Below are 12024 nucleotides of genomic sequence, written 5' to 3'. Positions count from 1 at the left end.
CGCTCCGCGTGCCCGCCCGTGTCGGCGGCTGGGGCTCAAAACCGCCGGTGGTTGGGGTCGGACCTGCCGGTGGCCGGGGCTCAAAACCGGATGGTGGTGGTTGGGGCTCAAACCGTTTGGTGGTTGGGGTTCGACCGGCCTGTGGTTGGGGTCCGGACCCGGCGGTGGTTGGGGTTTGGGCCGGCCGGTGATCGGCCGGTGGTTGGGGGTCGGATCCGCTGGTGGCTGGGATTCGGGCATGCCGGTGGCCGGGGGCGAGCCGTGGCGGGCGGGGGCGACTCCCCGGGGAGCGTGGGCGGGGCGGTCGGGCCGGGGTGGTCCCGGGGTGGGCGACAATTGGGGGGTGACGAGCAGCGGAGACGTGATGGGCGCGGCCGCGCCCGAGGGGTACCGGGCGGGGTTCGCCTGCTTCATCGGGCGGCCCAACGTGGGGAAGTCGACCCTGATGAACGCGCTGGTCGGCACCAAGGTGGCGATCACCAGCAGCCGGCCGCAGACGACCCGGCGGGCGATCCGCGGGATCGTGCACCGGCCGGACGCGCAGCTCGTCGTGGTCGACACGCCGGGCCTGCACAAGCCCCGCACGCTGCTGGGGGAGCGGCTCGACAGCCTCGTCCGGTCCACGCTGACCGAGGTGGACGTGATCGGGTTCTGCGTCCCGGCGGACCAGCCCGTCGGCCCCGGCGACAAGTACATCGCGCGGGAGCTGGCGGCGGTGAAGCGGACGCCCGTGGTGGCGATCGTCACCAAGACCGACCTCGCCGCGCCCGAGCAGGTCGCCGAGCAGCTCCTCGCGGTGGGGCGGCTCGGCGAGTTCGCCGACATCGTGCCGTGCTCGGCGGCGGACGGCTTCCAGGTCGGCCTCGTCGGCGACCTGCTGATCTCGCGGCTGCCCGAGGGCATGCCGCTGTACCCGGAGGGCGACCTCACCGACGAGCCCGAGCAGGTCCTCATCGGCGAGCTGATCCGCGAGGCGGCGCTGGAGGGCGTCCGCGACGAGCTGCCGCACTCGATCGCCGTCGTCGTGGACGAGATGAACCCGCGCGAGGGCCGCGACGACCTGATCGACGTCTACGCGCACCTGTTCGTCGAGCGGCCCAGCCAGAAGGGCATCATCATCGGGCACAAGGGCGTCCGGCTGCGCGAGGTGGGCGCGGCGGCGCGGCGGCAGATCGAGGCGCTGCTCGGCACGAAGGTCTTCCTCGACCTGCGGGTCAGCGTGCTCAAGGACTGGCAGCGCGACCCGAAGCAGCTGCGGCGGCTGGGCTTCTACGACTGACCGGTGCGGCGCTCACTCCTGTTCCGGCTGCGGCGACGGGCGGACGGACCCGCCGGAGGGCCGCTGATCCGACTGCGGCTCCTCGGCGTCGCGAGCACGGACCTGTGCCTCCTCGGAGCCCTGCGCTTCCGCGGTGCCGTGTGCTTCCACTGGAGCCTGGCCCCATGCCTGCGGCTCCTCGTGGCTCCGGTCCCACGCCTGCGCTTCCTCTGGCGTCCGGCCCCATGCCTGGGCCTCCTCGGGCCACGCGGCGCCCTGCTCGGCCCAGTACCGCTGCTGATCCGCGTACTGCTGCGCCGCCGCGTACTGCTGCGCGGCGTGCTCCTGCCCTTCGCCGCCCCTGCCCGCGAGCCGGTCGGAGATGGGGCGGACGAGGCTGAAGACGGCCAGCAGCAGGCTCATCGCGACCGCCAGGAACCAGCCGTACCGGAGGCTGACCTGGTAGGTGAGGTTCAGCCCGTAGTTCGGCATCCGGTCGGGCACGCCGCCGAGCCGCAGCACGAAGATGCCGCAGGTGACCAGCGACAGCACGGCCGGGACGGCGGCGAGTGCGCCGATCCGCGGGTCGCGGGCGACCAGGTTCCAGAACGCCATCACGATCGCCACGACCGCCAGCACGGGGACCGCGAGGACGAGGTTGTCGGCGTCGATGCCGGCCACGCTGCCCTGGTCGCGGACGAGGGACCGGCCGAACAGGTCGAGGACGGTCTGGGCGTGCGCCCACGGCAGGAACGCCGACACCACCAGGACGGCGGAGGCGGCGATCACGGCGAGGTCCCAGCCGGCGCGGCGCGGCGGCGCGGGCGGCTCCGGCGGCGGGCCGGGCTCGGCGGGCACCGCGTCCGGCGGCGCCCCCTCGGGCGGCAGGAAGGACGGCCGCGGCCGCGCGCGGCCGGCGTCGGAACCCAGGTCACCGGTCATGGACCCAGCGTAAACGGAGCGGCCGGGTTCGCCGGGACGGCCACGGCGGCGGCGCCGGGTCGGTACTTTGGAGCGGAGTCCGTTTTGGGAGGAGAGCCCCGGTGTTGCTCGTTTTCGGGCTGACGGTCGTCTTCCGTACCGTCGGCGAAGGCACGTTCCACTGCCCGCAGTGCGGTGGCGACCGCGCCTACCGGAGGCGGGCCGCGCGGCGCTGGTTCAGCCCGTTCTTCGTGCCGCTGATCCCGCTGTGGCGGCTCGGGCACGCGGTGGAGTGCCGTTCGTGCCGCGGCCGGTTCCCGGTGTCGGTGCTGCGGGCGCCGACCGCGCAGCAGATGGCGGCGGCGCTGCCCGCCGGCATGCGCGCCGCCGCGGCGCTGGTGCTGCGCTCGGGCGCGCCGGAGGACGACGCGGCCCGCGCCCGCGCGATCGAGACCGTCACCCGCTACGGGGAGCCGGACTACGACGACGACGCCATCGACGCCGACCTGGTGGTGGCGCCGGTGTTCCTGGGCCAGGAGGTCGAGCGGGCGGGCGCCCATCTCGCCGTGGAGGCGAAGGAGTGGTTCCTCGCCGAGGCCGTCCGCATCGCGCTGGCGGACGGCCCGCTCGACGAGGGGGAGCGGCAGGCGCTGCACGCCGTCGCCGAGCTGCTCGGCATGTCCCGCGCGTACGCGCTGGGCGTGATCGTCACCACCGAGGGGGCGTCCCGCTGACATGGGGCCCGCCGATGCCCGGCCCGATCCCGGCACCGCTCTGGTGCGGCCGCCGGGGCCGCGGCTCGCCGAGGGGATCGTCACGCACATCGGGCGCCGGCCGGTCGACACGGCGCTCGCCGCGCGGCAGCACGAGGCGTACGTCGCGGCGCTGCGGGCGTCCGGGCGGCGGGTGCGGGCGGTGCCGCCGGCCGACGACCATCCGGACGCGGTGTTCGTCGAGGACACGGTGGTGGTCTGCGGCGACCTGGCGGTGCTCGGCAGGTCGGGGGAGCCGCGCCGGCGCGGCGAGACGTCCGGCACCGAGCAGGCGGTGCGCGAGCTGGGGCTGCGGGTGGAGCGGATCAAGGCGCCGGGCACCCTGGACGGCGGGGACGTGCTGTGCGTCGGCGACACCGTGTACGTCGGGCGCGGCGCCCGCACCAACGAGGAGGGCATCTGCCAGCTCGCGCACCTGCTGGGCGGGCGGCGGGTGGTGCCCGTCGACACGCGGGGCTGCCTGCACCTGAAGTCGGCGATGACGGCGCTGCCCGACGGCAGCCTCGTCGGGGTGCCGGAGATGGTGGACACCTCGGTGCTGCCGTTCATCCGGGTCGTCCCGGAGCCGGCGGGCGCGCACGTGGTGCCGCTCGGCCCCGACCACGTGCTGATGTCGGCGTCCGCGCCGCGCACGGCCGCGCGGTTCGCCGCGGACGGGCTGCGGGTGACCAGCGTCGACATCAGCGAGTTCGAGGCCCTGGAGGGCTGCGTGACCTGCCTGTCCGTGCTCGTCCCGTGACGGGGCGTCCGGGAATGCGCGGTGGGCCGGACGCCGTTGGAGGAGACGGCAGAGGCCCCTGGTGTCTCAGTATGCGGACGTTGGTTTCCGTAACTGGGACGTCGTCTGTTACGTTGGCAGGCGTGTTGCGTGAGCTGCTCCTCCTTAGCGGCCGCAGCGGGGGCCTGTAACAAGGTCGGCTCCCTCGCTGCGGGACTTCGTTATGGACGTCGGCCGTGAGGTTCGAGCAGAGGGATCACATCGGATGTATCCGCGACAGCAGTCTTCCGGCATGCCGTTCGAGCGCTACCGGCCGTTCACGCCGGTCAAGCTGACGGACCGGACCTGGCCCGACAAGGTCATCACCGAGGCGCCCCGCTGGTGCGCGGTCGACCTGCGGGACGGCAACCAGGCACTGATCGACCCGATGGACGCGCACCGCAAGCTCAAGATGTTCGAGCTGCTGGTACGGATGGGCTACAAGGAGATCGAGGTCGGCTTCCCGGCGGCGAGCCAGACCGACTACGACTTCGTCCGGCAGATCATCGAGGAGGGCCGGATCCCCGACGACGTCGTGATCCAGGTCCTGACGCAGGCCCGTCCCGAGCTGATCGAGAAGACCTTCGAGGCGGTGCGCGGCGCCAAGCAGGCGATCGTTCACCTGTACAACTCGACCAGCACCTTGCAGCGCCGCGTGGTGTTCGGGCAGGACAAGGACGGCATCACCGCCATCGCGGTCGAGGGCGCGAAGCTGTGCGCCAAGCTCGCCGAGGACATGGGCGACACCGAGATCTACTTCGAGTACTCGCCGGAGTCGTTCACCGGCACCGAGCTGGAGTACGCGGTCGAGGTCTGCAACGCCGTCAACGACGTGTGGAAGCCGACGCCGGACCGGAAGGTCATCGTCAACCTGCCGGCGACGGTGGAGATGGCGACCCCGAACATCTACGCCGACCAGATCGAGTGGATGAACCGGAACCTGGCCTACCGGGACTCGGTCGTCCTGTCGCTGCACCCGCACAACGACCGCGGCACCGCCGTCGCCGCCGCCGAGCTCGGCTACATGGCGGGCGCCGACCGCATCGAGGGCTGCCTGTTCGGCAACGGCGAGCGCACCGGCAACGTGTGCCTGGTCACCCTGGGCCTGAACCTGTTCACCCAGGGCGTCGACCCGCAGATCGACTTCTCCGACATCGACGAGATCCGCCGGACGGTCGAGTACTGCAACCAGCTGCCCGTGCACGAGCGGCACCCCTACGGCGGCGACCTGGTCTACACCGCCTTCTCCGGCTCCCACCAGGACGCCATCAACAAGGGCTTCGACCACCTCAAGCGCGACGCCGAGGCCGCCGGGGTGCCGGTGGACGACCACCGGTGGGAGGTCCCGTACCTGCCGATCGACCCGCACGACGTCGGCCGCACCTACGAGGCCGTCATCCGGGTCAACAGCCAGTCCGGCAAGGGCGGCGTCGCCTACATCATGAAGACCGAGCACTCGCTGGAGCTGCCGCGCCGGCTGCAGATCGAGTTCTCCCGGGTGGTGCAGGAGCACACCGACGATCAGGGCGGCGAGGTCACGCCCGAGCGGATGTGGGAGATCTTCGAGGCGGAGTTCCTCGCCAACGGGCCGCGCGTCGGGCTGCTGGCGCACCGCGCCACGTCCCGCGTGGACGAGAAGGACGTGCTCAGCTGCGACGTCCGGGTGGACGGCGAGATCCGCGAGATCGAGGGCGTCGGGAACGGCCCGGTGTCGGCGTTCGAGGACGCGCTCTCGTCCGTCGGGGTCGGCGTGCGGGTGCTGGACTACGCGGAGCACGCGATGAGCGCGGGCGGCGACGCGCGCGCCGCCGCGTACGTCGAGTGCGACGTCAACGGCACGACGGTGTGGGGCGTCGGCATCGACGGCAACATCGTCACCGCCTCCCTGAAGGCCATGCTCTCCGCGGTGAACCGGGTCTCCAGGGCCTGATCTCCTTCGGCGCCTCGCCGTGCCCCGGCCGTGACGACCTCACGCGTCGGGGCACGGCCATGTCGGACCGCGGTAGGCGGTCCGCAAGGAACGCAAGCGGTTTGCAAACCGACGTCGTATAGTTGCGGCATGACACGTCGACTGGCCGAGGTCGCCAAGAAGGTCGGGGTCAGCGAGGCCACCGTCAGCCGCGTCCTGAACGACAAGCCGGGCGTCTCCGACGCGACCCGCGCCGCCGTCCTGACCGCGCTGGACGTGCTGGGCTACGAGCGCCCGACCCAGTTGCGCGGCGAGCGGGCCCGGCTGGTCGGCCTGGTGCTGCCGGAGCTCGGCAACCCGATCTTCCCCGCGCTGGCCGAGGTGGTCGGCGGCGCGCTCGCTCAGCGCGGGTTCACGCCGGTGCTGTGCACGCTGACGCCGGGCGGCCTGTCGGAGGCCGACTACGTGGAGATGCTGCTGCAGCAGCAGGCGTCCGGGGTGATCTTCGCGGGCGGGCTGTACGCCGAGGCGGACGCCCCGCACGACCACTACCACCGGCTGCTGGACGTGCGGCTGCCCGTCGTGCTGGTCAACGCGGCCAGCGAGAAGCTCAGCTTCCCGCAGGCGTCGACGGACGACGCCGTCGCCGCCGAGCAGGCGTTCGCGCACCTGCTGTCGCTCGGCCACGAGCGCATCGGCATGGTCCTCGGGCCGGAGGACCACGTGCCGTCCAACCGCAAGCTCGCCGCCGCCCGCGCCGCGGCCGAGCGCGCCGGCGTCGAGCTGCCCGGCGCCTGGGTGCGGCGCAGCATGTTCTCCCTGGAGGGCGGCCAGGCGGTCACCGGACGGCTGATCCGCGACGGCGTCACCGGCGTCATCTGCGCCAGCGACCCCCTCGCGCTCGGGGTCATCCGCGCCGTGCGGCGGCTCGGCATGGCGGTGCCCGACGACGTTTCGGTCGTGGGCTATGACGACTCGGCGTTCATGAATTGCGTGAACCCGCCGCTCACCACCGTCCGGCAGCCCATCGAGTCGATCGGGCGCGCCGCCGTGACGCTGCTGGTGAGCCAGGTGGAGGGCGGGCCGGTCGCGGCCGAGGAACTGCTCTACGAGCCGGAGCTGGTCGTGCGCGCCTCCACCGCGCGGGTCAGGACCGCGCGCGCCTGATCCGCGCCCCCATCCGGACCGTCCGAAAGCCGCCCGTACGCCGGGCGGCTTTCGTCGTTCTACGCCGGCTTTCGCGCTGAATCCCGCCTCTTGTTGAGTTCTTGCGAATATTCATTCATCTATTGCACTGTGATGTTGGTCTCTGTATGTTCCTCGCAATCGGCCGACCCAACGGCCCAGGAGGGAACCCCCATGAGATCCCGGATTCTCGCCACCGCGCTCGCCGCGGCCCTCGGCGCCACCGTCGCCGGCTGCGGCGGGGACGGCTCCGGTGGCAAGGACACCGCGCCCCTGGACGCCGGCACCAAGGTGTCGATCACGGTCGGCTGCATGCCGGCCAAGAGCCAGGCCGCGCAGCGCAAGGAGTGGCTGGAGGACGTCGCCGCCTTCCAGAAGCTGCATCCCAACATCACGGTCGTCGGCAAGGACGCCTTCCCCTGCATCGACCCGAACACCTTCCAGGCGAAGCTGGCGGGCGGGCAGATGGAGGACGTCTACTACGTCTACTTCACCGACGTGCGCGGCATCATCGCCAACGGCCAGGCCGCCGACATCACCCCGTACATCGGGCAGTCCAAGCAGTACCCGAGCGTCGACCCGGCCGTGGAGAAGGTCTTCAAGGACGGCGGCAAGGTCTACGGCCTGCCCCGGCAGAACTACTCGATGGGCCTGTTCTACAACCGGACCCTGTTCAAGAAGGCCGGCCTCGACCCCGACCGGCCGCCGGCGACGTGGGCGGAGGTCCGCGAGGACGCCAAGAAGATCAGCGCCCTCGGCGGCGGGACCGTGGGGTACGCCGAGTTCAGCGCCAAGAACCAGGGCGGCTGGCACTTCGCCACCTCGATCTACAGCCAGGGCGGCGACATGGTCACCGCCGACGGCAGGAAGACGGCGTTCAACGGCCCGCAGGGCAAGGCCGTCCTGCAGAACCTCAAGGACATGCGCTGGACCGACGACTCGATGGGCAGCAAGCAGCTGCTCGTCGACGCCGACGTGCAGCGGATGATGGCGGCCGGGAAGCTCGGCATGTACCTCGGCGCCCCCGACAACGCGACCGCGCTGGTCGACCAGTTCAAGGGCAGGTACGACGACTACGGGATGGCGCCGATCCCCGGCTCGGCCGGCACGCTGATGGGCGGCGACGGCTACCTGTTCAGCCCGAAGGCGTCACCGGAGAAGATCAAGGCCGGGCTGATGTGGCTCGACTACTACGCGCTCACCCCCGGCCAGGGCCAGCTGAACTACGCGCGCGCCGCCAAGGACGGCCGTCCCGTCGGCATCCCGCAGCCGAAGCTGTTCGGCCAGAACGCGACGGGGGAGAAGGACCGGCAGCTGCGCGCGGACGCCGCGAACCTGCCCGTCGCGAACTTCAAACCGTACGAGGACGCCTACGCCAGGGTGCCCGGGAAGCTGGAGCCGCCGCAGGCCCAGCAGCTCTACACGATCCTCGACTCGGTCGTCCAGGCCGTGCTGACCAGGCGCGACGCGAACATCGACCAGCTCCTCGCGGACGCGCAGAAGAAGGCCGACGCCGCGCTGGCGCGGTCGGGGAACTGACGCCCGCACCTCCGGGGCGCCGGCCCGCGCACCGCACGAACGGACGCGCGCCGCACTGGACGCACCGCACCGGCGCACCGCGCCGGCGCCCCGGACCCGCCGTCCCACACCTGGAGTGACAGATGACCACAGCGCGGACGCTCGTCCGCCCCGCCGCCGCCCGGTCGAGGCGGCGCCCCTCGCGCACCCGGCGCACCGTGAAGCGCAACCTGACCGCGTACGGGTTCCTGTGCGGGGCGCTGATCTGCTTCGCGTTCTTCTCCTGGTACCCGATCGTTCGCGAGGTGCTGCTCAGCTTCCAGAAGACGAACTTCGTCGGCGAGGCGCGCTGGGTCGGGTTCGACAACTTCCGCACCGTGCTCGCCGACCCCGGATTCGTGGACGCGTGGGTCAACACGGCGGAGTTCACGCTGCTCGCGCTGGTCGTCGGGTACGTCGTCCCGTTCGCCATCGCGATCGTGCTGAACGAGCTGAAGCACGCCCGCGCCTACCTGCGGTTCGTCGTGTACCTGCCGGTGATGCTGCCCCCGGCGGTCGCGGTGCTGCTGTTCAAGTGGTTCTACGACCCGGGGCCCGGACTGTTCAACCAGATCCTGCACGCCGCCCGCCTGCCGGGGCTGAGCTGGCTCGACTCGACCGGCACCGCGCTGATCTCGCTGGTGATCGTGTCGACGTGGATGAACCTCGGCAGCGGGACGCTCATCTACCTGGCGGCGCTCCAGTCCATCCCCGGCGAGCTGTACGAGGCGGCGGAGCTGGACGGGGCCGGGCTGTTCCGCCGGATCCGGCACATCACGATCCCGCAGACCCGGTTGATCCTGCTGGTGATGCTGCTCCTGCAGATCATCGCGACGATGCAGGTGTTCATCGAGCCGTACCTGTTGACCGGCGGCGGCCCCGAGGGCTCCACCGTCACCGTCGCGTACCTGATGTACCAGTACGCGTTCAACTTCACGAACTTCGGCGGCGGCGGTGCGCTCGGCCTGATGCTGATGCTCGTCCTGATGCTGTTCTCCGCCGTCTACCTGCGCATCTCGCGCGAGGAGGCGAGGTAGCCATGGCGGAGACCCGCACCCTCGTCTCGCCGCACACGCTCGGCACCCGGCGCGGCAAGGCGATCTACTGGACGACCCTCGTCTCGATCGTCGTGATCTTCACGTTCGTGTTCGTCTTCCCGCTGTACTGGATGGTCACCGGCGCGATGAAGTCGCCGGACGAGCTGGCCGACGTCCCGCCGGGCGTCTTCCCGCACCACGTCGACCTGTCCGGGTACCGGGAGGCGTGGCGGCAGCTCGACCTCGGCCTGTACCTGCGCAACACGCTCGTCTACGCGCTCGGCGCCTGGCTGTTCACGATGGGCGTCGACGTCACCGCCGCGTACGCGCTGTCGAAGCTGCGGCCGATGTTCGGCCGGGCCGTGCTCGGGCTGATGCTGGCGACGCTGATGGTCCCGCCGATGGTGATCCTGCTGCCCGCCTACCTGACCGTGAAGGACCTGCCGCTCCTGCACATCGACCTGCTGAACACCCCGTGGGCGATCTGGCTGCCGGCCGCCGCGAACGCGTTCAACATCTTCCTGCTCAAGCGGTTCTTCGACTCGATCCCCACCGAGCTGCTCCAGGCGGCGGAGGTGGACGGCGCCTCGCCCGCGCGCATCCTCTGGTCGGTGGTGCTGCCGGTGTCGCGGCCGATCCTCGGCGTCGTGTCGATCTTCACGATCGTCAACGTGTGGCGGGACTTCGTCTGGCCGCTGCTGGTGCTGCCCGACTCGCAGCGCAGGACGATCAGTGTCGCGATCTCGTCGCTGGCGGTGCAGGTGCCGCAGAACGTGCTGATCGGCTCGCTGGTGATCGCCAGCGTGCCCACCATCGTCGTCTTCTTCGTCTTCCAGCGGCACATCATGGCCGGCCTCACGGCGGGCGGCCTGAAGGGCTGACCCCCGCCCGGCCGTCCCCTCTCTTAACGAGCAAGGAGTACTCGCATGCCCGAATCATGGTGGCGTGGCGCGGTGATCTACCAGGTGTACCCGCGCAGCTTCGCCGACGGGAACGGCGACGGCGTCGGCGACCTCGCCGGGCTGCGCGACCGGCTGCCCTACCTCGCCGGGCTCGGCGTCGACGCGCTGTGGCTGAACCCGTGGTACCCGTCCCCGATGGCGGACGGCGGCTACGACGTCGCCGACTACCGGGACGTCGAGGCGGTGTTCGGCACGCTCGCCGAGGCGGAGGCGTTCATCGGCGAGGCGCACGGCGCGGGCCTGCGGATCATCCTGGACGTGGTGCCCAACCACGCCTCGGACCAGTCGGCCTGGTTCCGGGAGGCGCTGGCCGCCGGGCCCGGCTCGCCCGAGCGGGAGCGTTTCTGGTTCCGTCCCGGACGCGGCGACGTGCCGCCCAACGACTGGCGGTCCATCTTCGGCGGCCCCGCCTGGACCCGCGTACCGGACGGCGAGTGGTACCTGCACCTGTTCGCCCCCGAGCAGCCCGACTTCAATTGGAACAGCCCCGACGTCGTCCGCGAGTTCCACGACGTGCTGCGGTTCTGGTACGACCGCGGCGTGGACGGCATCCGGATCGACTCGGCGGCGCTGCTGGTCAAGGACCCGGACGCCGAACCGGACGGCAGCGACCCCTACACCGACCGCGACGGCGTCCACGACATCTACCGGGGCTGGCGGAAGGTCACCGACGAGTACCCCGGCCGGATGCTCGTCGGCGAGGTGTGGCTGCCCGACCAGGAGCGCTTCGCCCGCTACCTGCGGCCCGACGAGATGCACACCGCGTTCAACTTCGACTTCCTGAACTGCGCGTTCGAGCCGCACGCACTCCGCAAGGTGATCGACACGACGCTCGCCACGCACGTCCCGCTCGGCGCGTCCCCGACCTGGGTGCTGGCGAACCACGACGTCGTCCGGCCCGTCACCCGCTACGGCCGCGCCGACACCTCGTTCGACCTGCAGGACCGCCGGCACGGCGCGCCCACCGACCGGGCGCTCGGGGTGCGGCGGGCGCGCGCGGCGGCGCTGCTGGCGATGGCGCTGCCCGGCGCCGTCTACATCTACCAGGGCGAGGAGCTCGGGCTGCCCGAGGTCGAGGACCTCCCGGACGAGCTGCGCCAGGACCCGATCTGGCACCGGTCCGGGCACACCGATCCGGGCCGCGACGGGTGCCGCGTGCCGCTGCCGTGGTCGGGCGACCGGCCGCCGTTCGGGTTCGGCGGCGACCCGTGGCTTCCGCAGCCCTCCGACTGGAAGGACCTGACCGTCGAGGCGCAGGAGCCCGACCCGGGATCGATGCTGAACCTCTACCGCGCCGCGCTCGCGCTCCGCCGTGAGCACCTCGGCGACGGCGGGATGGCGTGGCTGCCGTCGGAGGAGAACGTGCTCGCCTTCACCCGCGACTCGGGCCTGACCTGCGCGGTCAACCTCGGCCCGGCTCCGGTGCCGCTCCCGTCCGGCGAGGTCCTGCTGGCGAGCGGGCCCCTGCCGGACGGCCTCCTGCCGCCCGACACCGCCGTCTGGACCCGCTGACCCGCTCCGCCGGGCCGGGGGCGCGGGAAAGCGGGAACGCGGGTGCCGGGGGCGCGGGGACGCGGGGGGGGGGGGGGCCCCCCGGTGGCGGCCCCCCCCGCCCCGCCCGCCGGGGCGGGGGCGGGCGCCCCGCGGGGGGGGGGGCCGGGCGGG

Annotated in this window: 10 protein-coding genes; 9 read left to right on the top strand and 1 reads right to left on the bottom strand. The window is 72.0% G+C overall.

Annotated features, from left to right (window positions below):
- Nucleotides 1-364: 364 nt before the first annotated feature.
- Nucleotides 365-1279, top strand: coding sequence for a GTPase Era (gene era / locus ABZ914_RS35265; protein WP_500198570.1), 915 nt, complete (start codon nucleotides 365-367; stop codon nucleotides 1277-1279).
- Between the two features lie 12 nt (nucleotides 1280-1291).
- On the opposite strand, the gene ABZ914_RS35260 is transcribed toward era, so the two are convergent.
- Nucleotides 1292-2200 (bottom strand): hypothetical protein, encoded by a 909-nt coding sequence (locus tag ABZ914_RS35260; protein WP_500198568.1) that lies wholly within the window; start codon nucleotides 2198-2200, stop codon nucleotides 1292-1294.
- 101 nt (nucleotides 2201-2301) lie between these two features.
- Here ABZ914_RS35260 and ABZ914_RS35255 point away from each other — a divergent pair, with 101 nt between their 5' ends.
- The 8 genes from ABZ914_RS35255 to ABZ914_RS35220 all read left to right on the top strand — a co-directional run bounded on the left by ABZ914_RS35255 (nucleotide 2302) and on the right by ABZ914_RS35220 (nucleotide 11871).
- Nucleotides 2302-2913: a TerB family tellurite resistance protein gene (locus tag ABZ914_RS35255; protein WP_190856180.1), complete on the top strand. Its 612-nt coding sequence runs from the start codon at nucleotides 2302-2304 to the stop codon at nucleotides 2911-2913.
- A 1-nt stretch (nucleotide 2914) separates the two neighbouring features.
- Nucleotides 2915-3691, top strand: a complete 777-nt coding sequence (gene ddaH, locus ABZ914_RS35250; RefSeq protein WP_433139157.1) for a dimethylargininase — start codon at nucleotides 2915-2917, stop codon at nucleotides 3689-3691.
- A 244-nt stretch (nucleotides 3692-3935) separates the two neighbouring features.
- Complete coding sequence (gene leuA, locus ABZ914_RS35245; RefSeq protein ID WP_190856178.1) at nucleotides 3936-5639, top strand: 2-isopropylmalate synthase; 1704 nt, start codon at nucleotides 3936-3938, stop codon at nucleotides 5637-5639.
- 129 nt (nucleotides 5640-5768) lie between these two features.
- Nucleotides 5769-6785, top strand: coding sequence for a LacI family DNA-binding transcriptional regulator (locus ABZ914_RS35240; RefSeq protein ID WP_500198565.1), 1017 nt, complete (start codon nucleotides 5769-5771; stop codon nucleotides 6783-6785).
- 192 nt (nucleotides 6786-6977) lie between these two features.
- Nucleotides 6978-8342 carry an extracellular solute-binding protein gene (locus ABZ914_RS35235; RefSeq protein WP_190856176.1) on the top strand — a complete coding sequence of 455 codons (1365 nt, stop codon included), beginning with the start codon at nucleotides 6978-6980 and terminating at the stop codon, nucleotides 8340-8342.
- Nucleotides 8343-8464: 122 nt separating this feature from the next.
- Nucleotides 8465-9397 (top strand): carbohydrate ABC transporter permease, encoded by a 933-nt coding sequence (locus tag ABZ914_RS35230; RefSeq protein ID WP_500198564.1) that lies wholly within the window; start codon nucleotides 8465-8467, stop codon nucleotides 9395-9397.
- A gap of 2 nt (nucleotides 9398-9399) precedes the next feature.
- Nucleotides 9400-10278, top strand: a complete 879-nt coding sequence (locus ABZ914_RS35225) for a carbohydrate ABC transporter permease (protein ID WP_500198562.1) — start codon at nucleotides 9400-9402, stop codon at nucleotides 10276-10278.
- Between the two features lie 45 nt (nucleotides 10279-10323).
- Nucleotides 10324-11871, top strand: coding sequence for a glycoside hydrolase family 13 protein (locus ABZ914_RS35220; RefSeq protein ID WP_500198561.1), 1548 nt, complete (start codon nucleotides 10324-10326; stop codon nucleotides 11869-11871).
- Nucleotides 11872-12024: the final 153 nt, after the last annotated feature.

Origin of the sequence: Spirillospora sp. NPDC046719 (genome assembly GCF_040645715.1) — a bacterium.
In the GTDB taxonomy this organism is placed as follows: domain Bacteria; phylum Actinomycetota; class Actinomycetes; order Streptosporangiales; family Streptosporangiaceae; genus Spirillospora.
This window is presented reverse-complemented; position numbering and strand designations above follow the sequence as displayed.

Bases quoted from the DNA above. Each gene is read 5' to 3' on its own strand.
- ddaH (WP_433139157.1), top strand. From the start codon at position 2,915: ATGGGGCCCGCCGATGCCCGGCCCGATCCCGGCACCGCTCTGGTGCGG.
- ABZ914_RS35240 (WP_500198565.1), top strand. From the start codon at position 5,769: ATGACACGTCGACTGGCCGAGGTCGCCAAGAAGGTCGGGGTCAGCGAG.
- ABZ914_RS35260 (WP_500198568.1), bottom strand. From the start codon at position 2,200: ATGACCGGTGACCTGGGTTCCGACGCCGGCCGCGCGCGGCCGCGGCCG.
- ABZ914_RS35230 (WP_500198564.1), top strand. From the start codon at position 8,465: ATGACCACAGCGCGGACGCTCGTCCGCCCCGCCGCCGCCCGGTCGAGG.
- ABZ914_RS35220 (WP_500198561.1), top strand. From the start codon at position 10,324: ATGCCCGAATCATGGTGGCGTGGCGCGGTGATCTACCAGGTGTACCCG.
- ABZ914_RS35225 (WP_500198562.1), top strand. From the start codon at position 9,400: ATGGCGGAGACCCGCACCCTCGTCTCGCCGCACACGCTCGGCACCCGG.
- ABZ914_RS35235 (WP_190856176.1), top strand. From the start codon at position 6,978: ATGAGATCCCGGATTCTCGCCACCGCGCTCGCCGCGGCCCTCGGCGCC.
- era (WP_500198570.1), top strand. From the start codon at position 365: ATGGGCGCGGCCGCGCCCGAGGGGTACCGGGCGGGGTTCGCCTGCTTC.
- leuA (WP_190856178.1), top strand. From the start codon at position 3,936: ATGTATCCGCGACAGCAGTCTTCCGGCATGCCGTTCGAGCGCTACCGG.